At 62.7% G+C, this 23,683-nt stretch carries 19 protein-coding genes; 9 read left to right on the top strand and 10 right to left on the bottom strand.

Translation table 11 applies throughout. The features are described from left to right. Positions 1-88: 88 nt before the first annotated feature. From N5P29_RS03130 to N5P29_RS03120, 3 genes are all read right to left on the bottom strand, one after another. Positions 89-2,674: a GH32 C-terminal domain-containing protein gene (locus tag N5P29_RS03130; protein WP_262278499.1), complete on the bottom strand. Its 2,586-nt coding sequence runs from the start codon at positions 2,672-2,674 to the stop codon at positions 89-91. 30 nt (positions 2,675-2,704) lie between these two features. Next, positions 2,705-3,910 (bottom strand): NosD domain-containing protein, encoded by a 1,206-nt coding sequence (locus N5P29_RS03125; protein ID WP_262277216.1) that lies wholly within the window; start codon positions 3,908-3,910, stop codon positions 2,705-2,707. 74 nt (positions 3,911-3,984) lie between these two features. Further along, complete coding sequence (locus N5P29_RS03120; RefSeq protein ID WP_262277215.1) at positions 3,985-4,167, bottom strand: hypothetical protein; 183 nt, start codon at positions 4,165-4,167, stop codon at positions 3,985-3,987. Positions 4,168-4,572: 405 nt separating this feature from the next. Between N5P29_RS03120 and N5P29_RS03115 the strand changes: the two genes are divergently transcribed. The 8 genes from N5P29_RS03115 to N5P29_RS03080 all read left to right on the top strand — a co-directional run bounded on the left by N5P29_RS03115 (position 4,573) and on the right by N5P29_RS03080 (position 13,409). Further along, a complete protein-coding gene (locus tag N5P29_RS03115; RefSeq protein ID WP_262277214.1) occupies positions 4,573-5,859 on the top strand; it encodes an ABC transporter substrate-binding protein in 1,287 nt (428 codons plus the stop codon). Between the two features lie 80 nt (positions 5,860-5,939). Further along, the gene (locus tag N5P29_RS03110) at positions 5,940-6,827 is read left to right on the top strand and encodes a carbohydrate ABC transporter permease (RefSeq protein WP_262277213.1); all 888 of its coding nucleotides are present in this window, start codon (positions 5,940-5,942) and stop codon (positions 6,825-6,827) included. Between the two features lie 23 nt (positions 6,828-6,850). Then, positions 6,851-7,756: a carbohydrate ABC transporter permease gene (locus N5P29_RS03105; protein ID WP_262278498.1), complete on the top strand. Its 906-nt coding sequence runs from the start codon at positions 6,851-6,853 to the stop codon at positions 7,754-7,756. Between the two features lie 71 nt (positions 7,757-7,827). Next, the gene (locus tag N5P29_RS03100; protein ID WP_262277212.1) at positions 7,828-8,868 is read left to right on the top strand and encodes a LacI family DNA-binding transcriptional regulator; all 1,041 of its coding nucleotides are present in this window, start codon (positions 7,828-7,830) and stop codon (positions 8,866-8,868) included. Positions 8,869-8,909: 41 nt separating this feature from the next. Next, the gene (locus N5P29_RS03095; RefSeq protein ID WP_262277211.1) at positions 8,910-10,469 is read left to right on the top strand and encodes a glycoside hydrolase family 32 protein; all 1,560 of its coding nucleotides are present in this window, start codon (positions 8,910-8,912) and stop codon (positions 10,467-10,469) included. A 10-nt stretch (positions 10,470-10,479) separates the two neighbouring features. Then, positions 10,480-11,439 carry a carbohydrate kinase family protein gene (locus N5P29_RS03090; RefSeq protein ID WP_262277210.1) on the top strand — a complete coding sequence of 320 codons (960 nt, stop codon included), beginning with the start codon at positions 10,480-10,482 and terminating at the stop codon, positions 11,437-11,439. A 29-nt stretch (positions 11,440-11,468) separates the two neighbouring features. Next, the gene (locus N5P29_RS03085) at positions 11,469-12,797 is read left to right on the top strand and encodes a NosD domain-containing protein (RefSeq protein ID WP_262277209.1); all 1,329 of its coding nucleotides are present in this window, start codon (positions 11,469-11,471) and stop codon (positions 12,795-12,797) included. Between the two features lie 81 nt (positions 12,798-12,878). Beyond that, positions 12,879-13,409 carry a GNAT family N-acetyltransferase gene (locus tag N5P29_RS03080; RefSeq protein ID WP_262277208.1) on the top strand — a complete coding sequence of 177 codons (531 nt, stop codon included), beginning with the start codon at positions 12,879-12,881 and terminating at the stop codon, positions 13,407-13,409. On the opposite strand, the gene N5P29_RS03075 is transcribed toward N5P29_RS03080, so the two are convergent. Beyond that, positions 13,406-15,541 carry an amylo-alpha-1,6-glucosidase gene (locus N5P29_RS03075; RefSeq protein WP_262277207.1) on the bottom strand — a complete coding sequence of 712 codons (2,136 nt, stop codon included), beginning with the start codon at positions 15,539-15,541 and terminating at the stop codon, positions 13,406-13,408. The two genes, N5P29_RS03080 and N5P29_RS03075, sit on opposite strands and share 4 nt — an antisense overlap. A gap of 42 nt (positions 15,542-15,583) precedes the next feature. Beyond that, a complete protein-coding gene (locus N5P29_RS03070) occupies positions 15,584-16,657 on the bottom strand; it encodes a glycosyltransferase family 4 protein (protein ID WP_262277206.1) in 1,074 nt (357 codons plus the stop codon). Positions 16,658-16,786: 129 nt separating this feature from the next. Between N5P29_RS03070 and N5P29_RS03065 the strand changes: the two genes are divergently transcribed. Next, on the top strand, positions 16,787-17,485 hold the full coding sequence (locus N5P29_RS03065) for a DsbA family oxidoreductase (protein ID WP_262277205.1): 699 nt from the start codon (positions 16,787-16,789) through the stop codon (positions 17,483-17,485). Between the two features lie 113 nt (positions 17,486-17,598). On the opposite strand, the gene N5P29_RS03060 is transcribed toward N5P29_RS03065, so the two are convergent. The 5 genes from N5P29_RS03060 to N5P29_RS03040 form a co-directional block, all read right to left on the bottom strand. Next, positions 17,599-19,137 (bottom strand): arabinosylfuranosidase ArfA, encoded by a 1,539-nt coding sequence (locus tag N5P29_RS03060; RefSeq protein ID WP_262277204.1) that lies wholly within the window; start codon positions 19,135-19,137, stop codon positions 17,599-17,601. A gap of 72 nt (positions 19,138-19,209) precedes the next feature. Continuing rightward, positions 19,210-20,106, bottom strand: a complete 897-nt coding sequence (locus tag N5P29_RS03055) for a carbohydrate ABC transporter permease (protein ID WP_262277203.1) — start codon at positions 20,104-20,106, stop codon at positions 19,210-19,212. A gap of 2 nt (positions 20,107-20,108) precedes the next feature. Then, positions 20,109-21,056, bottom strand: coding sequence for a carbohydrate ABC transporter permease (locus tag N5P29_RS03050; RefSeq protein WP_262277202.1), 948 nt, complete (start codon positions 21,054-21,056; stop codon positions 20,109-20,111). 38 nt (positions 21,057-21,094) lie between these two features. Continuing rightward, on the bottom strand, positions 21,095-22,429 hold the full coding sequence (locus N5P29_RS03045; protein ID WP_315973374.1) for an extracellular solute-binding protein: 1,335 nt from the start codon (positions 22,427-22,429) through the stop codon (positions 21,095-21,097). Between the two features lie 183 nt (positions 22,430-22,612). Continuing rightward, on the bottom strand, positions 22,613-23,611 hold the full coding sequence (locus N5P29_RS03040; RefSeq protein WP_262277200.1) for a LacI family DNA-binding transcriptional regulator: 999 nt from the start codon (positions 23,609-23,611) through the stop codon (positions 22,613-22,615). Between the last annotated feature and the right edge of the window lie 72 nt (positions 23,612-23,683).

Raw genomic sequence — 23,683 nt, 5'->3', positions numbered from 1 at the left:
ACGCGTTCTTAGGGGCATTAGCTGTACAAAAACTCACGACGGCGGCTGGTCACTTAGGTGACCAGCCGCCGTCGTGTTTAATCACCGGCTACCACATCGCCTTGTTGAGCGGCGTGACGGTGAGGCTTTCGAGCCGGGCGGTCCCTCCTTCCGAGAAGAGGGACAGGGAGTTGGCGCCTGCCGAAGGGAAGACCTGGTCCGTGAGCGTCGTCAGGCCATCCTGGGCAAACACCTCCACGGAGGCCTTGTCCACATAGATCCGCAAGGTGAGCTTGCCGTTGATGAGCTGGACCGGGGCATCATCCAGAGACGCGAACGCAGGGTGAAAGCCTTCGTTTCCGGAGGCGGTCCTGTCAATGAATGCCCGCCCTGAGGCCGTTGTGTAGCCAATCCTGGTGGCCTCCGTGCCGTCACCCAGAACCTTCAGCCCGAACGCCGACGCCGTTCCCGGAGAGAACTGAGCATCGATCTGCAGCACGTCACCGGAAATGGGAAGACTGCTGGTTCCCGAAGCGATGTCCTGGGCGGGAGCCGTGTAGGTAGCCCCTGTGTTCTTCAGGCTATCCACCTGTTGGACGGCTTTCTGGGTGAGCCGGGGACCCTGGCCGGTCTGCGTGAGCTGGACTTCGCGGGGCAAGGCCATGGAACCCCGCCAGGTGCTGGTGGGCGTGGACTGCCCGTAATCCCAGTTGTTCATCCAGCCGAGCATGATCCGCTTGCCGTTCGGGACGTTGTTGAACGAGACCGCCGCGTAGTAGTCCCTTCCCCAGTCCAGCCAGTCGTGCTGTTCCAAGCGGGTGATATCGGAAGCCACGAACTCGTCCGCCAGGATGTGTCCCCACCCGCCACGGTTGTTGTCCACGATCCGGATGGTCGCTTGGCTCCCCTTGTAGGCGCTGACATCCCAGGCCTTCCAGTCCAGATGCTCGGAGTCGGAGCCCGTAGTGGTGCGGACGGCTTGCCCGTTGACCACCAGGTTCACCGTGGTCTCGCTGCTTCGCGGCTGCGCCGGTTGTGAGCCCAGGACCATGTTGTCCAGGGTCAAGTGGCCCCACGGTCCGGTGGCGTTGTCCACGATCCGGATCCGTGCGATCTGGCCGTAATACTGGGAGACATCCCAGTTCTTCCAGTTCAGATCACCCGAGTTGCTGCCTGTGGTGCTCCGGACGGGAACGCCGCCTACCAACAGTTCCACTTGGAGTGAGCCGTCCGTCCGGTTGCCACCACCCAGGAGGAACCCGATATTGGTGTTGGTCAGATAGAACTCCGGTGAGGTGATGGTTCCAGTGTTGTTGTCGGCGTTGGGTCCGCCTTCGAAGGTGTTGATGCGCTTTCCTAAGGCGTATTCGCCGCCCACTGTTGACGGGTTCCTGGCTGCCTCGAAGTCTCCGCTCAGCTGCCAGCCGGCAGCGCTGAGCGTTCCCGGATAATCGAAGCCGTCGAACAGCAGGTAGCCCGGCGGCGGGGTGTTGCCCATCTGCTCCCCCGGTTGCCGCGGGTGGTTTCCGCCGCCGGCCAGGAAGTTGATGTAGTCCTTGGTGACGGTGAAGGGCGCCGACTCCAAGGTGCCTGTGGGGACGTCTCCGCCGTTGAACCCGTTCACCAACCCGGAACCAATGGAACCTGTCACTGCTTGCTGGCCCGTCAGCGTTCCACTGGCCGGCGCACTTCCCCAAGGGCCTGCAGGGTTGGCCGGATCATTGCCAACGTTCCAGCCGCTGTAGCTCCCGCCGTTGAAGCCAGCGAGCAGGTTGCCCGGCGGAGCAACGTCTACCGGATCGGTGGTTTCGGAGGTGAAGGTAGTGCCGTTAAAACTTCCGACGAAGTATTGGCCTCCACTACCGCCGGCCACTGATCCCGGGTTGATGTTCACCACCAGCACCCATTTTGTGTTGTTCGCGTTGCCATCCACTGCCAAGGGGAAAAGATCCGGGCATTCCCACTGCCCGCCGGTGGCATTGGCCGGCTTGAAGTCGTCCAGGTAAGTCCAGCTCTTCAAGTCGCTGCTCTTGTAAAACAGCACCCTGTGCTCGTTGGCTTCCACGGCCGACATGACCCAGTAGGAACCGGCGGGGCCTTGGTACCAGAACACTTTCGGGTCGCGGAAGTCCGTAGTGTTCCTGGAGAGCACGGGATTTCCGGAGTACTTGGTCCATGTCTGGCCGCTGTCCGTGCTGTACGCCAGGGATTGGGCCTGCTTTCCTGGGTACAAGGGGTGGTTGCCGGTGAAATTGCTGGTGTAAACGGCCACCATCGGAGGGTTTTGAAGTGTTCCAAAGCCACTGGTATTCTGCGAGTCCACCACGATGGAACCGGAGAAGATATCCTCCGTGGCCTGTCCGCTGCCGTTGACGGTCTGTGCGATGGCCAACGGCTGTTCGGACCAATGCAGCAGATCCGTGGAGGTCGCGTGGCCCCAGCTCATGTTGCCCCAGGTCGTCCCGTAAGGGTTGTACTGGTAGTACATGTGGTACGTCCCGTTGTTGTAGACGAGCCCGTTGGGATCGTTCATCCAGTTCTTCAACGGGGTGTAGTGCACAGAAGGACGGTACTGCTGGGTTGCGGGGTCAGGATCGGTGGCATGCGCCGGAGCTGTTGTCGCCGCGAGGGACAGTGAAACCACGACGGCGGCAATCACCGAGGCGACCACCGGCGGTTTGGTGCGTCTTGTCATCATTGACAGACCTTCCTGCTCAGCCCGGCGCTAAGGGGTTGCCCGGAACGAGTAGGAGCTGGTGTAATGCACAAATTCGCCGGCACCACCACTGTCCAGCACCTTGGTGCCGGTGGTTGAACCGTCCAGCACCACCGTGTTCGCAGCCACCGAGGAGATGGTGTTGTTCGCGGCGATGTAGTTGTTGGCGCCGGAGGCCACCAGGATGATGGTGGGCTTCTGGCCCGACGGGCTCACTGAACCCGAAGGGACGTCGTAGCTGAAGTGGTTGCCCGTGACTGTGTTCCCACTGCCTGCCAGGTGAACCAATCCGAAGAGGTCATCCAGGCCATTGTTGTACGGCTTGAGGGGATCGAAGGGTTCCATTTGCCGCAGGAAGTGGTTGGCGCCCACCAGGTTTTCCGTGCAGCTTCCCTCGAAGTTGACCATGCCGGGGTAAAACGCGTGGAACCGGTTGCTGGTGATGGTGGAGCGGGTGCAGTTCTTGAAGTGCACACTGCTCTTGCCCCGCGGGAAGACATTGTTGGCGCTGACCAGCAAGCCCATATGGCCCTCCGCGTAGATGGAGAAGCCCACGTAGCCTGCGCCGATCAGGTTGTCGGTGACCTTGGAGGCCTGCCCGGATCCGGTGAGTTCCACGCAGCTGCCGCATTCGGCCAGGAAGTTGCCGCTCACACTCAGCGCGTCGGTATCCCGGACCACCAGGCCGTGTTCCAGGTAGACCATGCCCATGCCTTCCACCCGGCAGGAGTCGTTCGCGGAATCGAAGCGGATGCCTGTCTTGCCGTTGACGTAGGAATTCTGGTTGGAGTTGAAGGACACCCCGTCCAGGCAGAAATTCTGGAACACGATGGAGCTCAGGCGAGGGTCGCCGGTGCGGTAAACCCTGAAGGCGTCGGTGTTTCCATCAGTGTTTTCCACCCGGATCCGACTGCCACCGGGGTTGATTTCATACCAGCTTGACGTGTTGCCTGCGTTGTAGCGGATGCTGCTGGACGTGAAGCCGTGCCCGGATCCACGGATGGTCAGGAAGCTGATGTCGATGTTGACCCGGGTCTTGAGCGAGTAGTCTCCCGGCGGGATGTAGACAACGGCCCCCGGTTTGGATGCCTGGTTGGTCTGCTGGGATTTCACATCGGCAATGATGCTGTTGATGATGAGCCCGATGTCGTTGTAGGGCGTTGCGGACGGGTTTCCGGGGACAGACCAGGTGGTGACGTCGTAGACAGTGGTCACAGCGTGTTCTCCTCACATCGTTGGGGGTACTGCTTGAGTGGCCTAGCTTCGTGTTGGGTAGTGCATGCGTACCGCTAGAGCATGCCGATGATTGCCCGGTGGCCCGTGGCTGCCGGGGTCTCCGCGGCAACTGCCTGCTGGGCTGGTTCTTTTGCCAGAGCTTCCTTAGCGGACAGCACGACGGCGGTGGCCGCGACTGCCGCTGCGGGAATCAACCGGAGGATGCTCCTCCGGCTCAGGGGCAGGGATGGGTCCATGGTTCTCCTTCGAACTCGGTGACTGCTTTGGTTGTTGCTTGATCGGCCATGGTGGACGCGTCCAAGGACGATGGAACGCGCCGCACCGGTTCCCGCCCGGCGCACCCGTGGGTACGGGGGCGATCGGCGCAAACGGGTGCGGCCAAACAACCGGGGCGTTGCCAAAAACTTGCCAAATCAGCCAAAATATGCCAAAACGATTTGTCGAGTGGCGCGGATCACTTTATGGGCATCCGGTCCCAAGCGTCAAGAGTCCGAAAAGTTTCGTGGGAAACAGTTGACACGGCCGTTCTCTCGGCCCTAATGTCAGTGCCAAGTCGTTTTGGCAAAACGATTTTTCAAGCCAAAGACGTGTCATCCCCATCTCTCTGCAATTTCCGTTCAAGAGAAAGTGAGTCGACAGCGATGTCCACTCGAAACACCATCTCCAAGCTCGTCACCCTCGGCGGGCTGTGCACCGCCGTCGCACTCGTTGCCACCGGTTGTGGCGCCGGCGGTCCCGCACCATCTTCAGGCGGTTCAGGCGGTTCCAGCTCCATTAACGTCCTGGTCGAAGCCGGCGGCCACGCCGAACTGACCGGCGTAGCCGAGCAGTGCAAGAAGGACGCCGGCGTGGACGTTAACTTCGTCGAACTCCCCTACGACGGCATGTTCAACCGACTCTCCAGCGAATTCTCCTCCGGCAACGTCTCCTTCGACGTCGCCGCACTGGACTCCGTATGGCTCCCCAGCTTCAAGGACGCCGTCCAGCCCATCGACGAACTCTTCACCGACGAGGCAAAGAAGGACATCTTCCCGGCCCTGGTGAAGGAAGCCAACGTGGACGGCCACTTCATCGGCATGCCCGCCTGGACCAACGCCGAGATCATCCTGTACCGCAAGGACCTGTTCGAAGACGCCAAGAACAAGGCCGATTTCCAGGCCAAGTACGGCTACGAGCTCGCCGCCCCCAAGACGTGGAAGCAGTACCAGGACATTTCCGCGTTCTTCACCAAGGACGGAATGTACGGCACGGACGTCAAGGGCGCCGTGGAAACCGAATGGCTTGCCCACGTCCTCCAGGCCGGCTCACCGATGGTCCTGGACAAGGACAACAACGTGGTGATCGACAACGCCGCCCACAAGGAAGCCCTGGACTTCTACGTAAGCCTGGCCAAGGATGCTCCGAGTGGCGCTGCACAGGTTGACTGGGCTGCAGCTCAGAACCTGTTCAACCAGGGCAAGACCGCCATGACCCGCTTCTGGGCCCACGCCTACCGCCAGATTCCTGCCGATGCTCCGGTGGCAGGAAAGGTGGGAGCCGCAGCGATGATCGGCGGCAGCGCCGGCGTCGCAGGCGTTCCGGGACCGTGGTACCTGTCCGTTCCCAAGGCAACCAAGAACACGGACGCTGCCAAGAAGTTCGTCAAGTGCGCCTACGACTACAACGACAAGGGAATTGAATCCAAGCTTGGCTTGGCATCGCGGATCAGCGCCTTCCAGAAGTACCAGGACCAGCCCGGTTACGAAAGCTTCAAGCCGCTCATCGAGACCCTCAACGGCCAGGCCACGGCCACCCGGCCCGCAACCGCCAAGTGGCAGCAGATCGTTGACACCGTCCTGATCCCGTTGCTGCAGAAGGCCGTGGCCGGTGGCGACACCTCCGCCCTCCTGGCCGATGCCAAGAAGCAGATCCAGGACCTCCTGAAGTAAGACTCCGCGGCCGGCACCGGCACGCGCACAGCGCGAAAAACAGTGCCGGCCGCGGTCCCAACCAGCAGAAAAGAAATACCGTGCGTATCTCCGATCGCCGCTTCGCCCTCTATTTGATGACGCCCGCGGCACTGTTCCTGGCCGTATTTGTGGCCTACCCGCTCTTCCGCCTGGTGGCAGACAGCTTCTTCAAGATCTCCCCCATAGCCGGTGGCCCCCGCGACTTCGTGGGGTTCCAAAACTACGTCACCGCGTTCACCTCCGAGGCCTTCACCAGCGCTGGATGGCGGACCTTCGCCTACACCCTGGTGGTGGTGACCCTCGAATTCGCCCTGGGCCTCGGCATGGCCTTGCTGTTCACAACGCTCGGCAAAAAGTCCCAGATCTGGCGGACCGTCTTCCTCTACCCGCTGATGATCGCCCCGATCGTGGCAGGCCTGCTGTGGAAGTTCCTGATGATCGACAACTTCGGCCTGATCGGAACGCTCCTCCACCAGGCGGGTCTCCTGTCCGATCCCAACCAGATCGGTTGGCTCTCCGACCCCAACATCGTGTTGTTCTCGGTGGCCATCCCGGATATCTGGCTTACCACCTCGTTCATGTGCCTGGTGCTGTTCGCAGGGCTCCAGAACATCCCCGGTGACCTCCTCGAGGCCGCCCGCCTGGACGGTGCACGGGCTCCGGCGCTCCTGTTCCGGATCATCCTTCCACTGCTTCGTCCCGTGATTGCCGTAGCACTGGTGGTCCGCGGAATCGATGCGGCGAGGGCCTTTGACACCATCCTTATCCAGACCAACGGCGGACCCCAGTCGGCCTCGGAAACCATGAGCTTGCTGATCTACCGGACCATGATCCGCTTCGGCGATCCCGGCCTGGCCAGTGCCATGGGCACGATCTACCTTCTGGCAATGCTGGCCATTGCCTTCGTTGCAGTGGGCACCATCTGGCGGCCAGGAAAGGACAACTGATGAGCACCACGAGCGTCGCCACCATGGCCAGCCAGCCGCCGTCGGGCCTCCCCGAAGCGCAGCCGCTGCGCAAGCGGCGGGGGGTCAACCGCGAAGGACTCGAAGCCGGCCGCCGCAGCACCCGGACCATCCTGTGGATCCTGCTGGCCGTCGCCATGGTCCTCTACGGGTTCCCGTTCCTGTACCTGCTGTTCACCTCGTTCAAGACCCCGATCGACACCATTGCTGTACCACCGACCATCCTGCCGAAGGAGTGGACGCTGGAGAACTACACCAACGCCCTGGGCCGCAGCGGCGTGGTGGCGTCCTTCATCAACAGCATCCAGACCGCCGTCATCAGCACCCTGCTTTCGCTGATTCTCGCCGTCCCGGCAGCCTACGGCATCACGCGTTACAAGACACCGAGTGGCCGTGTCTTCATAATGGCCGCGCTGGTCACGCGGATGGTGCCGCCGGTTGCGATCGGCATTCCGCTGGCCTCCATGATGGCCTCTGCAGGGCTGGCGGATACGCCGATCGCATTGTCCATCGCACACACCACCATCTCCCTGCCGCTCTCGATCTGGCTGATGTCCAGCTTCTTCGAATCCGTCCCCCGGGACCTCGAGGAAGCTGCAACCGTGGACGGCTGCAGCAGGCTGGGCGCCCTGTGGCGGGTGGTGATCCCGGTGGTGTCCGGCGGCATCGCGGTCACAGCGATCTTTGCCTTCCTGGCTTCGTGGAATGAGTTCCTGTTCGCGCTGCTCATGACGGCCATCCGTTCGCAGACCACGCCCGTGGTGATCGCGAACTTCCAGACCCAGTTCGGCCTGGATTGGGGATCGATGACCGCCCTCGCCGCCGTGTACTCGATCCCGGTCATCCTGCTCACGCTCCTGCTGCAGCGCAAGATCGTAGCGGGCATGACGCTGGGCGCGGTCAAGGGCTAGGCCCACCATCAAGCAGTAGCCTACTGATAGCCCCTCCGGGGCATCACCAACCATAAGGACGTGGGAGCCACATGAGCAGCAAGAACATCGGTATCAAGGACGTTGCCGTCGCCGCCGGCGTGTCCGTCACCACCGTGTCCCACGTTCTCAACGAGGTCTCCTACGCCCGGATCAGTGAGGAAACCAGGGACAAGGTCCGCTCAGCCGCCGAACAGCTGGGCTACGGCCCCAACCGCCTGGCGCAGGCCCTGCGCACGCAACGGACCGGCATGCTCGGTTTGGTGAGCGAGGAAATCGCCACTACGCCGCACGCGGGCAGGATCATCCTTGGCGCTGATGAGGCCGCCAAAGCCCGGGGGTACAACCTCATGATCATCAACACCCCGGGTTCAGCCAGCCTCGAATCCCGGCAAGCGGACGTCCAGGCCTTGTTGGAGCGGCGGGTTGACGGCATCCTGTACGCCACGATGTACCACCGGAACGTCGAGCTTCCGGGCAACCTGGGCAGCGTACCGTCGGTCCTGGTGGACTCCGTTGCCACTGCCGGGAACATCACGGCCGTAGTCCCGGACGAGGACGGCGGCGCCCGCGCTGCTGTCGGGGCGCTTCTCGACGCCGGCCACACCCGGGTTGGCTTCATCAACAACACCGACGACGTCCCTGCGACCCGCCAGCGGCTGCAGGCCTTCCGGGCCATGCTCACCGAAGCGGGGCTCGACGGCGGTGCGGCGCCCGTCGAGTCCGAGGTCTCCGAAGTGCAGGGCGGCTATGAGGCCGCCAAGCGGATCCTGTCCCGGGAGGACCGGCCCACGGGACTCTTCTGCTACAACGACCGGATGGCCATGGGCGCTTACCGGGCCGCGGCAGAGTTGGGGCTCAGCATTCCAGGAGATCTTTCCGTGGTGGGCTTCGATGACCAGGAACTCATCGCCGCCAACCTCTACCCAGGCCTTACCACCGTGGCCCTCCCGCATTACGAGATGGGAGCGTGGGCCACTGAACACCTCATCGATGCCATCGAGGGCAAGGACGACCTCTCCTTGATGGCGCTCCACCCGACCATTCTGGGCTGTCCCCTGGTCCGCCGTGACTCGGTCGCGGCTCCGCGGTAGCACCCAGCCAGCCCTTCAACGTCCCAAAAGGAACGCACCACATGTCCAGTAGCCTTGATGCCGCACGCCCGGAAACAGCACCGGCCCTCACTCCCAGGTTCCGGCCTGCCATCCATTTCACGGCACGGGACACCTGGCTGAACGACCCCAACGGCCTGGTTTTCCACGACGGTTTGTACCACCTGTTCTTCCAGAACAACCCCTACGGCAACGTCTGGGGCAACATGTCCTGGGGCCACGCCTCCTCCCCTGACCTCACGAGCTGGAAGGAACATCCCGTGGCCATTGCCGGGGATGAAACAGAGGACATCTTCTCCGGAAGCGTGGTGGTGGACCATGGCAACACCTCCGGTTTCGGAACCACGGAGTCCCCGGCTTTGGTGGCTGTGTACACCAGCGCCTTCAAGGCAGGGCCACACGGTGGCACGCAGGCGCAGTCCCTGGCGTACAGCTCCGATTCGGGAATGACCTGGCAAAAGTACGGCGGGAATCCGGTGCTCACCCGGGACTCCGCGCATTTCCGCGATCCCAAAGTCTTCCGCTACGAAGGCGCCGCCGAGGGGGCCTTCTGGGTGATGGTCGCCGTCGAAGCGCAGCAGCAAAAGGTGGTCCTCTACCGCTCTGATGACCTCAAGACCTGGGATTTCCTGAGCGACTTCGGCCCGGCCAACGCGGACGCCGGCGAATGGGAATGCCCGGACCTCTTCCCCCTGGTTGCGGACGGGGATCCCGAAAGCATCAAGTGGGTGCTGATCGTCAATGTGAACCCGGGCGCTGTCGCAGGGGGTTCGGGCGGACAGTACTTTGTGGGACAGTTCGACGGCGTTACTTTCGTTCCGGACGCAGGCTCACTTGCAGCGCCTTCCGGAGTCACCTCCCTGCCGGAGGGCTCTGCCCGGGCGGAAGCACTGCAGCAGAGCCTGTGGCTGGATTGGGGACGCGACTGCTATGCCTCGGTGTCCTTCAGCAACACCCCGGATGACCGGCGGATCATCATCGGCTGGATGAACAACTGGGACTACGCCAACCAGCTTCCCACTGCACCATGGCGTTCCTCCATGACCCTTGCCCGCCAGCTGCGCCTTGAAACCGTGGACGGGGCCGCCCGGCTGGTCCAGCGCCCGGTCCTCGGGGACCCGAAAGAGGAGCTCTTTCACGCGGGCTCCATCGAGGTGGGATCATCAGCCCTCCGCTTGCCGGACGCCGTACCGGGTGCAGCCCAGGTCATCGAAGCTGAAATCCTCCCTGGAACCGCAGAGCGTGTTGGGCTGCGACTGCTCGCCAGCTCCGACGGACGCCAAGGCGCTGTCCTGAGCTACACCCCGGGCAGTGGACGACTCACCCTCGACCGCACCCGTTCAGGAGACACCGCCTTCCATGAAAAGTTCGCCTCCGTCGAATCCGCCCCTGTGGCCCTGGAGGACGGCCTCCTCAAGCTGCTTGTTGTGGTGGACCAGTGCTCCGTGGAAGTCTTCGCCCAGGACGGCAGAGTGGTCCTGACGGATCTGGTGTTCCCGGATGCCACCAGCCAGGAGAACTGGCTGACCGCAGAGGGCGGCACAGCCACAGTTATTAAGCTCGCTGTCTCACAAAACGCCTAAGGAGTACGTCATGCAGATCATCCCGGAGCCGCAGAACCTCACAGGGCCGGCATCGAATCCGGCGCCGGAAGTCGTTGTTGTTGGTGAAGCTTTGGTGGACATCGTCGTCTCCCCGCGGGGAACCGTGGAGCACCCCGGAGGCTCGCCCGCGAACGTGGCCTACGGCCTCGGACGCCTCGGCGTGCCAACCGCTTTGTTGACCTCGATCGGAGACGACCACCACGGGTCCGCCATCGAACGGCACCTGGCGAGTGCCGGCGTCGAACTTCTGGCCGATGCCCGCCCGGGCGTCCGAACCGCTACGGCAACCGCCACCCTGGCCTCGGACGGTTCGGCCCATTATGACTTCGACATTCAGTGGGAGCTCCCCCGGATCACCCCCACCACCCTGCCAAAGATCCTGCACACGGGGTCGATTGCCACGTTCCTGGAGCCCGGAGCGGCAGCGGTACGGGCGCTGCTGGAACAGGTACACCAGCGGTGCGTGGTCAGCTACGATCCCAATGTCCGGCCGGCCCTGGTTGGCAGCCAGGCCCAGGCGAGGTCCATTTTCGAGGAGCTCATTCCTCTCACCGACGTGGTCAAACTCAGTGATGAGGACGCGCAGTGGCTCTACCCGTCCTTATCCATCCAGGACATTTCCCGGCGCATCCTGGACCTCGGGACCGGACTCGTGGTGGTGACCAGGGGTTCGGAGGGCTCCATGCTCTCGACCTGCGGCGCCCAGGTCCTGGTTCCCTCGGTCACGTCCACTGTGGCTGACACCATCGGCGCGGGCGACTCGTACATGTCCACCTTGATCTTCGGCCTTCTGCAGACCGGGGTTGACCGGCTCACGGAGGAGGCACTGGAGTCGTTGGGCGGCAGGGCCACCAAGGCCGCGGCCATCACTGTACGTCGTGCGGGCGCCAACCCGCCGACGTCGGACGAGCTGCTGGCCGAACTGCCCGAACACCAGCCCGCCAACTGACCACCCCCAACTTCAAGAGGATCCACACCATGTCCAGCAGCAACTACTACGACGTGACCACCTGGCCCGTCGGCGACCCGTCCAAGGACGTCGGCGAGGTCATCAACAGCATCATCGCCGACGTCAAGGAACGCCAGAACGCCACAGATGTGAACGACGGCGGCAAGCCCGGTGCCGTGATCTACTTGCCGCCGGGCGACTACCGCCTGCGAACGCAGGTCCTGATCGACATCAGTTTCCTCAGGATCCAGGGCTCGGGCCACGGCTTCACGTCTTCCAGCATCAGGTTCAACGTTCCCGAGGACGAATGGCCCGATCTCCATGAGCTGTGGCCCGGTGGCAGCCGTGTGTTGGTTGATCTTCCTGCTGCTGACAGCGCGGACCCGGCCAGCGGGGCCGCCTTCCGTGTTGAGCGTGCGGGCAGTCCCCGGATCAGTTCCGTAGAGTTCGCCAACTTCTGCATCGACGGGCTGCATTTTGCCCCGGACGGCTCGGACCTGCCAGCGGAGAATACCTATGTCAATGGCAAGACCGGCATCCACGTTGCCAGCGCCAACGACTCGTTCCGCGTCAACGAGATGGGCTTCATCTACCTCGAACACGCCCTGACCATCCACAATGCCGATGCCCTCTCCATCCACAACAACTTCATTGCCGAATGTGGAAGCTGCATCGAGCTGCGCGGCTGGGGTCAGGCATCGAAGATCACGGACAACCTGATTGGCGCGGGCTTCAAGGGCCACTCGATCTACGCGGAGAACCATGGCGGACTCCTGGTAACGGCCAACAACGTCTTTCCACGCGGAGCCAGCAGCGTCCATTTCAGCGGCGTGACGCGCTCCAGCATCACCAACAACCGGCTGCATTCCTTCTATCCGGGCATGGTGGTCCTGGAGCGGAACAGCTCGGAGAATCTTGTGGCCACCAACCATTTCCTCCGCGACCACGAGCCTTGGACGCCGTTCCTCGGGATCGACAATGGGCTGGATGATCTCCACGGGGTCCTCAGCATCAGCGGCAACAACAACTCGGTGATCGGCAACCACTTTTCACAGATCATCGATTCGGAGCACATCCGTCCGGAAGGCGCGACGCCGGTCACTATCCGGCTGCGTGAAGGCGCGGGCAATTTCGTGTCGAACAACCACGTGGTGGCCATGAACGTCCATGCCACCGCCAGCGACGACTGCTTTGAGGCCCAGGTGGATGCCCTGCTGACCACTGACGCTGCCAAGGAGCTGGCCGTGACCGCAGTCCTGGTGGACCCGGAATCGGCGCGGAACACCATCCTCGACTCAGGCCGGGAGACACAAATCAGCGCAGACCGGGCAGCCAACGCCATCCGGCCCACCCCCTAACATGGAGTTTTTGTACAGCTAATGCCCTTAAGATGCGTTCTTAGGGGCATTACCTGTACAAAAACTCGCAAGGGGGAATACGTGGCCGAGAACATCCGCACCGCAACAGCACACGACGCCGGGAAGCTGGCCGAGCTCGCGGCCGTCACCTTCCCGCTGGCATGCCCTCCCGGCTCCTCACCGGCGGACATCCAGGCGCACCTTGAAAAGACGCTCAGCGAAGCCAACTTTTCGGAGTACCTCGCCGACGCGAACATCACCATTCTGGTGCTCGACGACGACGGGCAGCTCAACGGCTACACCATGCTGATTGCCAAGCCCACAGGAGACCCCGACGTCGCCTCCGTGCTCTCGGCGCTCCCATCGACAGAGCTGAGCAAGTGCTACGTCCACCCCGACCACCACGGCAAGGGCGCGGCGTCGAGGCTGATCCACGCGTCCTTGGCGCTGGCCACGGACAAGGGTGCAGCGGGCGTATGGCTCGGCGTGAACAGCCAAAACGCCAAAGCCATCCGCTTCTACGAGAAGAGCGGTTTCCAGCGCGTAGGCACCAAGTCGTTCAAGCTCGGCAACACCGTGGAGCACGACTTCGTCATGGAGAACAGGCTCTAGCCGAACAGGTCACCGGCCAGGGGCGGCCGCGGATCGTTGCGCAACTGGAGTCCCTGCGGCAGGCCTTCCACAGTCCCGGAAGTGCCCGCGGCCCGTACCGTCAGCCGGGAACTCCCCAGCAGTACATTTTCGGCCGTGAACTCGCCGAATGACGCCGGGAGGATCGGCGCGAGGTGCAGCACATCCCGCGTGAAGTCGGGGTCGAACCGCAGCAGTATCCGAGCCAGTTGCACCGGAGCCGCAGCCGCCCACGCCTGCGGGGAACACGCCGTCGGATACGGGACCGGCTCCGAAAAGTCCCGCCGGTCAAAGCCGCAGAACAACTCGGGAAGCTGCCCGCCAAAGTGCTCGGCGGCGTCGAACAGTCCGCTGGCTATCCGGCTGGCTTCGTCCGTGAAGCCGTAGCGCATCAGCCCGGTGGCGGCGAGCGCCGTGTCGTGGGGCCAGACGGAGCCGTTGTGGTAGCTGACGGGGTTGTAGGCGCCCATGTCGGAGCCAAGGGTGCGGATGCCCCAGCCGGTGAACATCTCCGGAGACATGAGCCGCTCCGCCACCTGCGGTGCCTTGTCTTCATCCACGATGCCCACCCACAGGCAGTGCCCCATGTTGGACGTGCAGGAATCCACCGGCTGCTTGTCCTTGTCCAGCGCCAGCGCGAAGTAACCCTTGTCCGGCAGCCAGAACGTCTTGTTGAAAGCTTCCTTGAGCTCTTCGGCGCGGTCAGCGCACCGGCGTTCGACGGCGGTGTCCCCCGCCGCGCGTGCCAACAGGGACCGGCCCACGTAGGCCGCATAGGCGTAAGCCTGCACTTCGCAGAGTGCGATGGGAGCCTCCGCCATCCGGCCGTCCGCGAAATTAATCCCGTCCCACGAGTCCTTCCAACCCTGGTTCACCAAGCCGTGCTCGTTGGGCCTCTTGTATTCGATGAACCCGTCGCCATCGCGGTCCCCGTACTGCTCCATCCATTCGATGGCCCGGTCCGCGTGGGGAAGGAGGGATTCGATGATGTCGTCTCCGAGCCCCCAACGGCTCAGCTCACCCAGGGTGGAGACGAACAGAGGGGTGGCGTCGGCGGTGCCGTAATAGGCCGTGCCGCCCAGTGAGAGCCCCGCGGTGATACCCAGCCTGACCTCATGCGGCATGCGTCCGGGTTCTTCTTCGGAATCGTTGTCCACTTTGCTGCCCTGCAGTCCTGCCAAGGTCTGGAGCGTGCCCGCGGCAAGGCCCGGATCCACCATCAGGGACATGTAGGAGGCAAGTAGCGAGTCCCGTCCGAACAAAGCCATGAACCATGGTGCCCCGGCGGCGATGGCGGCACGGCCGGGGTGTTCGTCGTCGAAAATCCGCAGTGCTCCGAGGTCCCGCTGGCTCTGCTCCAGGACATCGGTGACATTCCGGTCGGTGACCGTGACGCGCGGAACGTGTTCCTCCCATTGGGTTTGCCGGCGGGCTCCTGTGCTGTGCTGCAGTGGTGTTCCCACGGTGAAGCGGTCTTCAGGCGCCTCGCCGTTGACCAGGGGCAAGGCGATGATGGTGGTGGACCAATCCTCCCGGGCGGGAATGGTGACGTTGAAGGTCAACCCTTCACCGGTGACTTTTGCCCCTTCGGCCTGGAACAACACCCCGCGCCGCTGGCCACTGGAGTGCAGGGCATCGATGTGCAGTCCGTCGTCCTGTGCAGCCCTGATGGTCTCCTCTGCGGTTCCCACCCGGCCGCCTTTGACGTCGAAGAGGTCGGCAAGGTCGGCGTCCAGGAGCAGTTCGATGGTGCAGGTGGACGGCGTTCCGGAGTAGTTGGTGATGGTGATGTCATCGCGCAGTCCCGAGCCGATGCTGCGCTGGTGCCGGACAAGCAACGGGCTTTCGAAGCGCCCGTCTTCCGTGCAGGCCCTGCCGACGTATTCGGCTTGGAACGACGCCGGGTTGCGCGCCACCAGGGGCTCCCGGGGTTCGCCGTTGATCCGCAGCACCCAGCGCGAGACGATGCGTGTGTCCTGGTAGTAGGCCCCCTGTGAACCACCGCCATGGATGTCGCCCGAGTGCGCGGAAATGCAGAAGGACGAGCCCTCGACCACCGTCACTGCCCCCAGTTCGGAGGCTCCGGCTTCTGTGTCTGCGTTCCAAGCGGTCATATGCCGAGGCTCCTTCGGGGTTGGGGGTTCGGGACCGGCAGCCTAACGGGCCTGCCTTTGATTCTCTTGCACGTAAGCGCTGCCGTGAACCCCTTTGCCGTCGAATTGTTCAAGGACGCGTGAATATAGGTCCACATGTTCGGCTGCCATGCGCCCGGCGCTGAAGTACTCGTCCACGGCATGCCGGCAGTCCGCCCGGTTCAACCGGGCAGCCTCATCCACGAACCCCGCAAGGTGGTGAAGTTCTCCCAGGAAGCCGGTCACTCCATGCTTGACGATTTCCGGTGCTGCACCCATGGGAGTTGCCACCACGGGCGTGCCCGTGGCCAGTGACTCGATCATGACCAGTCCGAAGGGTTCGGGCCATTGGATGGGGTTGATCAGTGCAGTTGCTCCGCCCATCAGCTCATATTTCTCGGGGTCGGAAAGCTCTCCCAGGAATTCCTCCTGCGGCCCCAGCCCAGGCTCTACGACTTCGTGGAAGAAGTCCTGCTCCTCTTTGGCATGCATCTTGGCGGCTATCTTCAGGGGGACTCCGGCTTCACGGGCAATCGCCACAGCTTCCATGAGGCCCTTGTCCGCGCACATCCGGCCTACAAAGCAAACGTAGCCGCCTCTGCCGCTTCCCACGGACACGGTGGACAGGTCCAGGCCGTGGTGGATGACGGCCGCCACGTTGAGGTCCGGAAGCATGGACCGCTGGTCATGGGAGATCGCGATGATGGAGGTGTCACGTTGCATGGCACGGTACAGTTCCGCGGATTGGTCAGTGAGCTGTCCATGGATGGTGGTGACCACCGGGATATCGGGAGGCCGGTGCGCGTAGAGAGGACCCGCCAGCGTGTGGTCGTGGATGATATCCACCCCGTCCATGCCGCGGTATGCCTTGATGACATGGCTCAGCTCGCTGAGACTGAGGCCAATTTCGTCCGGCTGGCTGGGACCGAAACCGGGCATTTGGGGCACCGGGCACGTGCTGTCGGAGGCCGCGGCCAACAGGACTTCGTGCCCCGCATCAACCAGCCCCCGGGCCAGGCAATCCACTACCCGTTCCGTTCCGCCATAGCGTTCCGGCGGGACAGTAAACCAGGGTCCAACAATGAGTCCGATGCGCATGCGGGCCTCCGCGCATAACCCCCTCTACGGTGGGCTGGCTTCACAACCCACCTCAAGGCTATTCGCGCAGTGAGGAAAATAACAGCTTGTGTTTGGAATGCCTCTGTGCCGTCCAAGGTTGACGAAACCATGAAGATTGAGATCTGGTCAGACGTCGCGTGCCCGTGGTGCTACATCGGCAAGCGCCGTTTCGAAACTGCCTTGGCACAGTTCCCGCATCGCGATTCAGTGGATGTTGAGTGGAAGAGCTACCAGCTGGATGCCTCCGTCCCCGAGCACTACGACGGTACGGAACTGGACTACCTGAGCAAGCGCAAGGGCATGGCTCCGGATCAGGTCAAGCAGATGTTCGCCCACGTGACCGACACTGCCAAGGGTGAAGGCCTGGACTACCACTTCGACAAGGTGGTGGTGGCCAACAGCTTTACCGCCCACCGCCTCATCCATCTCGCTGCGACCCACGGCAAGCAGGACGCCGCGAAGGAACAGTTGCTCAGCGACCACTTTGAGCACGGCAAGGATATCGGCAACCAGGACTACCTCACCGAACTGGGTGCCGCCCTCGAGCTGCCCGCCGGAGAGGTCGCTGAACTCTTCAGCACCGACAAGTTCACCAAAGAGGTTAATCAGGACATCAACGAGGCCCGCGCCATCGGCGTGACGGGCGTTCCGTTCTTCGTCATCGACCGCAAATACGGCATTTCCGGTGCCCAGCCGGCCGAGCTCTTCTCCCAGGCCCTGAATCAGGCGTGGCAGGAAGCCAACCCGCTGATCCCGGTGGGCGCCTCCGACGCCGAGGCCTGCGGCCCCGACGGCTGCGCAGTATAGCCAGCCGGCCGCCGTCGTACCTTAACCCAAGTAGGGGACAGATAACGTCGCTACGAACGTTCGTAGCGACGTTATCTGTCCCCCAGTTTGGCGCCACGCAGTTGGGTGCGGCGCTAGGCTTTCGCGACCTCAAGCTCGACGACGGCCCACGACAATGCGGGCAGCGTCAGGCGCAGCTCCGAGCCAGTGGCCTTGACGTTCTCCAATGGCTTCAAGCCCACCCGGTCCTGCTGCTCCTGGCTGTTGATGGTGAAGCGGTCGCCGTCCTCCGGAATTTCCAGGACTTCGGCGCGCACAACCTGCCGGACGTCGAAACCGCGCAAGGCGGTCTCGACGTCGGCCGCCTCTTCCAGGCCGCGGTTCGCGAAGAACAAGGCGACCCGGCCCGTTTCCTCGTTCCACGTGGCGCTGACATCCACCAAGTCGGTGTCCCCGAAGCGTTCATTCGAGTACTTGTCGGAATTAACCGAGAGCCGCAGGATCTGACCTTGGGCCAGCTCGGCCATCCGGGCGAACGGGTGGAAGATGGTCTGCTTCCACGCCGGGCCGTTTTCCTCCGAAAGGATCGGCGCGATCACGTTGACCAGCTGTGCCTGGTTGGCGATCTTGACCCTGTCGCCGTGCCGGAGCAACGAGTTAAGCAAGGTCCCCACCACTACGGCGTCCGTCACGTTGTAGTGGTCTTCGATAACCCGCGGGTGCTCGCGCCACGGACCCTTGACGATGTTGCGCAGCTGGTCCTCGGTATCCCGGCCGCGCTGGTACCAGACGTTCCACTCGTCGAAGGACAGGTTAATGTGCTTCTTGTGCTTTCCCTTGGCCCGGACAGCGTCCGCTGTGGCAATGACCGACTCGATGAAGAAATCGGTGTCGACGGCGGAAGCCAGGAAGCTGCCGACGTCGCCTTCTTCTTCGAAGTAGTAGGCGTGGAGGGAAACGTAGTCCACCTCGTCATAGGTGTGCGTAAGGACGGTCTGCTCCCACTCGCCGAACGTGGGCATCGCGGATTTTGAGCTGCCGCATGCCACCAGTTCAATGGACGGATCCACGTATCGCATGGCCTTGGCGGCTTCCTGTGCCAGGCGGCCGTATTCGTCGGCCGTCTTGTGCCCGATCTGCCACGGCCCGTCCATCTCGTTGCCGAGGCACCAGAGCTTGATGTCGAACGGATCCTTGTGGCCGTTCTTCGCCCTGAGGTCCGACCAGTAGGTGCCTGAAGGATGGTTGGAGTACTCCACGATGGCGCGGGCTTCTTCCACTCCCTTGGTGCCCAGGTTGATGGCTTCCATGATTTCGGTGCCGGCCTGCCTGGACCAGTCCACGAATTCATGCAGGCCAAAGGCGTTGGTCTCTACCGTGTGCCAGGCGCCGTCCAAGCGGCGGGGCCTGTTTTCGCGCGGGCCGATTCCGTCTTCCCAGTTGTAGCCGGAGACGAAGTTGCCGCCGGGGTACCGGATGACGGTGGCACCGAGTTCCTTGACCAGCTTGAGGACGTCCTGGCGAAAACCGTGCTCGTCCGCTTCGGGGTGCCCGGGCTCGTAGATTCCGGTGTAGACGCAGCGGCCCATGTGCTCCACGAAGGAGCCGAAGAGGCGGCGGGGTACTTCCCCAACCGTGAAGTCGCGGTCGAGGGTGATGCGTGCGCGGGACATGAATCTCCTTGGTTGTGTTCTGAGAACTGTTGGTAGGCGGTTGGTATCGGTCAGGTTCCGGCGAGGTATCGGTCAGGTTCCGGCCAGGCCGGTGGTGGAAATGCCCTTGATGATCTGGCGCTGGAAGAACAGGAAGACGACGATCAGCGGCAGTGCGGCCAGCAGTGCCGACGCCATGTTCTGCGCATACTGCACGCCATACGCGCTCTTGATGGTCTGCAGGCCCACGGGAAGGGTCAGCAGGCCGTCGTCGTTGGTGGAGATGAACGGCCACAGGAAGTTGTTCCAGGCGCCGATGAACACAAAGATGGCGACGGCGGCCAGGATCGGCCGGGACAACGGCAGGATGATCTGCAGGAAAATCCTGAGCCGGCTGGCCCCGTCCATCACGGCAGCTTCCTCGAGTTCATGCGGAATTTGGTCGAAGAACCGCTTGAGGACAAACACCATGGCGGGGTGGATCACCTGCGGCAGCACGATTGCCCACGGGGTATCGATCATCTTGAACGCGAGCATTTGGTAGAAGAGCGGGATCATGAGCACCGGTGGCGGCACGATGATGCTGGCGATGATGGCGATCATCAGCACCTTCTTGCCTTTGAACTCGATCCTGGACAACGCGTACGCCACCAGGGCGGAGATCACCAGGGTGATAAGCGTGATGGCCGCCGAGGTGTAGAGCGAGTTCCAGGTCCAGAGCGGGATGTTGCCGGCTTGGAACACGCTGGCGAAAGCGTCAAAGGTAAAGCCCGACGGCGGGAACCAGCTGACTTTCGACGCTGAGGCATCCGCTTCGGACTTGAAGGCGGTGACAGTTGCCCAGGCGAAGGGAACCAGCCAGAGGACGGCGAGGACGGCTGCCACTACGACAGCCGCGGTCTTGCCGACCGTCAGCTTCTTGCGTGGCTGGCGGATGACCTGTCCGGAACCGGTACGTGGGATGGAACGGGTGAGGGTTGTATTTGCCATGGCTATGCGCTCCTGCGACGGGTGACGACGAACTGCAAGGCGGAAACCAACACGATCAGTCCGAAGAAGATGTAGGAGATGGCTGCGGAGTATCCCAGCCGGTACCCGGTGAACCCGGTTTCGAAGATGTACTGGACCACCGGACGGGTGGAACCACCCGGGCCGCCGGAGGTCATCTGGTAGATCTGGTCAAAGACCTTCAGCGAAGCAAGGATCTGCAGAAGCACGATCATCACGGTGGTGGGCGTGAGCTGCGGCAGCGTGATGGAGAAGAACTGCCTCCACGCGCCGGCACCGTCCAGGGAGGCCGCTTCGTAGTGCTGGGCAGGGATGTTCTGCATGGCCGCCAGGTAGAGAAGGAAGTTGAACCCCACCGTCCACCAAAGCGTTGCGATCACGATGGACCACATGGCCACGTTGGGGTCGTTGAGCCAGCCGACCTTGGGGATGCCGAACTTGGACAGGAAATCGTTGATCAGGCCAAGCTGCGGGTTGTACATCCAGACGAAGAACAGGGAGACAACCGTGGACGCCAGAAGGAACGGGGCAAAGTAGGAAAGCCGCCAGAGCCACTGGGCCGGCAGGCCGATGTTCAACAGCGCGGCCATGACCAGCGCAACCAGCACCAACGGCACTGTGCTGATCACCGTGAAGTAGAGCGTGTTGCCCAGGGAACGCCACATCCCGGCATCGGCAAACGCCTCGGAGTAGTTGGAAAAACCAATGAGGGCGTCGTTGGCGCCGGTGAGGGACTTGCCCGTCAGGCTCATGTAGAACCCGTAAAAAATGGGCCAGACGAGGAACACCAGGAAGAACACGAGGAACGGGGCTGCGAAGGCCCATCCGCTCACGTTGTCCCTGCTCCTGCGCAGGGAGGGGCCGGTCTTGATACCGGGTGCAGTTGTTGTCCGTGCTTGGCTGGTCTGCCGGGACGCAGTAGAGGAACTCATGAATGACTCCTTTGTCGCTCGGTGTGCGGGTGTGCCGGTCAGACCGGGTTGGGCCGGGATAGAAGGTCGTTGGTGCGGCCTACGAAGCCGTCCCATCCGTCCTGCGCCTTGCTGCGTCCCAGCAGCACGTTCTGGATGAACTCGGCGAAGTAGTTCTGCCAGTCCGAGCCCGATCCACTGAACCAGGCCTCGGGATCGTAGGAAATGATCTCTGCGGCGTTCGCGTAATGGACCTGCGGGGTGAGTTCCTTGTAAGCCTGTGACTGCACCACGGGTTGGTACGCCGGGATATGGCCTGCCTCGGCCCACGACAACGAGCCTTTGAGGATGTCGCTGACAAACTTGTAGGCATCCCTGCGCTTTTCCTCGTCAACAGCGAGCTGCCGTGGAAGGACGAACGAGTGCGAATCGGCGTAGGAAGCCGGCGTCCCGTACAGAGTGGGAATGGTGAGCGCGTCAACGGGCAGCTTTGCCTTTTTCATGGTGGGCAGTTCCCAGCCACCGCTGAAGAGCATGCCCGAGTCGCCACGGACGAACTCGGCGATGCCGGTGTTGATGTCGTTGCCTTTGGCCGCGATTGTGTCGTCAAAGAGCGACGCCATGAACTCCAGTGACTCTACGGCTGCGTCCCGGTTGGCCTGCATGGGTTGGCCCGGAGTCAGGACAATCTCGGCACCGTGCTGCTTGTAGAGCGTGTAAAACAGGCGCCACATCTGTGAGCCAAGATTCAGGTAGCCGAAGGACAAACCATGGGATTTGGTGACCTTCTGCATCTCCAGGGCCACGGCCTTGAACTCCGCGGGCGAGCTCACGTCGCGCAGCTGGCCATTGCTTTCCAGCAATCCTGCCTTGCCCGCGATATCGGTGTTGTAGAACATGATGAAAGGGTGGGAATCCAGTGCCAGGGAGAACACTTTTCCGTTTTGTTGGCTCTTTTCCCAGATGCGCGGTGCAAAGTTCTCCGGGGTGATGCCGTTCTGCGCCAGCAGGCCCAGATCCCAGGGCTCAATGAGGCCACCGGGGGCATATCCGGGAACGCGGCTTGCGTGCATGATGGCCACTTCCGGGGGACGCCCGCCTGCCGATGCCATGGCGAGCTTGGTGTAGTACGGCGCACCCCAGGCCAACACTGTGGGGTGGACCTTGAAGCCCGGATTCCCGTTGTTGGCATTGGCGATCATGGCCTGCATCTTGGTGCCGTCTCCTCCGGAGAGGAGATGCCAGAAATTGATGGTCGGCGTGGATGCGGCTCCTGCTGCGCCGCCACAGCCGGTGAGGCCTGTGGCCAGGAGCCCGCCGCCAAGCAGCGCCGAGCCCGTCAAGAGCTGTCTCCGGGACATACTTCTCCCGGTCAATGATTCAAACTGCTTCACCCGTCACTCCTTTGGAAGGGTCCGCTGAAAGGAAACACACTGCTGCACTGAAGTCCGGCTCCGGCACGTCTCCTCGCGTGGGTAAAAGGTGGCCCCGGGGTGACGCAGCTCTCACATTACATCGTTGTAATAGGCTGGGCAAGAGAAATTGTTAGCGCGAACAATTTTACTTATTGAGCAGTCTTAGCGGCTGCTGGCCCGCTCTTCGATCCTGTAGGGCACAGACACAATGCGCTGCGGATGATCCCTGTCCGCCATGCGCTCAGTGAGCAGGCGGAGCGCCTCGGCGGCAATCGCCCGCTTGTCCACGGACACGGTACTCAGCGGCGGTACGGCGAACCGGCCGTCAGCAATGTCGTCGAAACCCGCCACGGCAACGTCCTCCGGGACCCGGACTCCCCGCTTCCACAAGGTATTCAGGGCACCCAGGGCCATCGAGTCGGTGAAGCAGAAGATCGCCTCGGGCAGTGGGTTGCTGTCGAGGTACTGCATCAGTGACTCCGCTGCTGAGGCCGGGGTCCATTCTTCACAGGCGATCATCAGCGACTCATCCCGCGGGATGCCCAGGGACTGCAGGGCTGCCTCATATCCTTGCGTGCGCTGAATTGCAGTGGCGGATTTCCTTCCCCGGTTGATGCCCAGAACCGCGATGCGCCGGCGGCCGGGCCGGGCGAGAGCCAGGGTCATGTCACGGGCCGCGGCAAAGCTGTCCACGAAAACGCGGTCGGCCAGCTCCTGGGAGACTTCGCCCAGCAGCACCACAGGAGGCAGCGCCACACCGACCCTCACTGCGCTTTCGTCGAGCACCACGGGGTTGAGGATCAGGCCATCGATCAGGTTGGCCCGGGCGCGCGTCATCAGCTCCTGCTCACGATGCGGGTCCGAACCCGTTTCCTCGATCTGCACGCTCCAGCCTTGGGCATGGGCAACTTCGACAACACTTTGGGCGAGCTCGGCAGAGAACGGGGTGCCCAGGTTCGGCAGGGCCAGGCCGATCACACCGGAGCGGCCGTTGCGCAGTCCCCGCGCAGAAAGATTCGGGACATAGTCCAGCTCCTGCATGGCCCGTTCAACCCTGAGCCGCGTAGGTCCGCTCACCGGGACGATTCCATTCATGACATTCGAGACCGTTTTGGGTGAGACCCCCGCGCGGCGCGCCACGTCCTTGACCGTTGCGCGCAAGACGCCCCCCTTGCTGCGATTTTCCTGTTGCCCGGCTTCCCGGCTTCCCGGCTTTTCACGATGTTACCGCCC

Origin of the sequence: Paenarthrobacter sp. JL.01a, assembly GCF_025452095.1 — a bacterium.
In the GTDB taxonomy this organism is placed as follows: Bacteria; Actinomycetota; Actinomycetes; order Actinomycetales; family Micrococcaceae; genus Arthrobacter.
Note: the sequence above shows the minus strand (reverse complement) of the source record. Positions and strands in the feature narration are given on the sequence as shown.

What these genes read in the sequence shown, in the direction of transcription:
- N5P29_RS03130 (WP_262278499.1), bottom strand. Translation starts at nt 2,674, where the DNA reads ATGACAAGACGCACCAAACCGCCGGTGGTCGCCTCGGTGATTGCCGCC.
- N5P29_RS03120 (WP_262277215.1), bottom strand. Translation starts at nt 4,167, where the DNA reads ATGGACCCATCCCTGCCCCTGAGCCGGAGGAGCATCCTCCGGTTGATT.
- N5P29_RS03115 (WP_262277214.1), top strand. Translation starts at nt 4,573, where the DNA reads ATGTCCACTCGAAACACCATCTCCAAGCTCGTCACCCTCGGCGGGCTG.
- N5P29_RS03105 (WP_262278498.1), top strand. Translation starts at nt 6,851, where the DNA reads ATGGCCAGCCAGCCGCCGTCGGGCCTCCCCGAAGCGCAGCCGCTGCGC.
- N5P29_RS03100 (WP_262277212.1), top strand. Translation starts at nt 7,828, where the DNA reads ATGAGCAGCAAGAACATCGGTATCAAGGACGTTGCCGTCGCCGCCGGC.
- N5P29_RS03095 (WP_262277211.1), top strand. Translation starts at nt 8,910, where the DNA reads ATGTCCAGTAGCCTTGATGCCGCACGCCCGGAAACAGCACCGGCCCTC.
- N5P29_RS03090 (WP_262277210.1), top strand. Translation starts at nt 10,480, where the DNA reads ATGCAGATCATCCCGGAGCCGCAGAACCTCACAGGGCCGGCATCGAAT.
- N5P29_RS03085 (WP_262277209.1), top strand. Translation starts at nt 11,469, where the DNA reads ATGTCCAGCAGCAACTACTACGACGTGACCACCTGGCCCGTCGGCGAC.
- N5P29_RS03075 (WP_262277207.1), bottom strand. Translation starts at nt 15,541, where the DNA reads ATGACCGCTTGGAACGCAGACACAGAAGCCGGAGCCTCCGAACTGGGG.
- N5P29_RS03070 (WP_262277206.1), bottom strand. Translation starts at nt 16,657, where the DNA reads ATGCGCATCGGACTCATTGTTGGACCCTGGTTTACTGTCCCGCCGGAA.
- N5P29_RS03065 (WP_262277205.1), top strand. Translation starts at nt 16,787, where the DNA reads ATGAAGATTGAGATCTGGTCAGACGTCGCGTGCCCGTGGTGCTACATC.
- N5P29_RS03060 (WP_262277204.1), bottom strand. Translation starts at nt 19,137, where the DNA reads ATGTCCCGCGCACGCATCACCCTCGACCGCGACTTCACGGTTGGGGAA.
- N5P29_RS03055 (WP_262277203.1), bottom strand. Translation starts at nt 20,106, where the DNA reads ATGGCAAATACAACCCTCACCCGTTCCATCCCACGTACCGGTTCCGGA.
- N5P29_RS03050 (WP_262277202.1), bottom strand. Translation starts at nt 21,056, where the DNA reads ATGAGTTCCTCTACTGCGTCCCGGCAGACCAGCCAAGCACGGACAACA.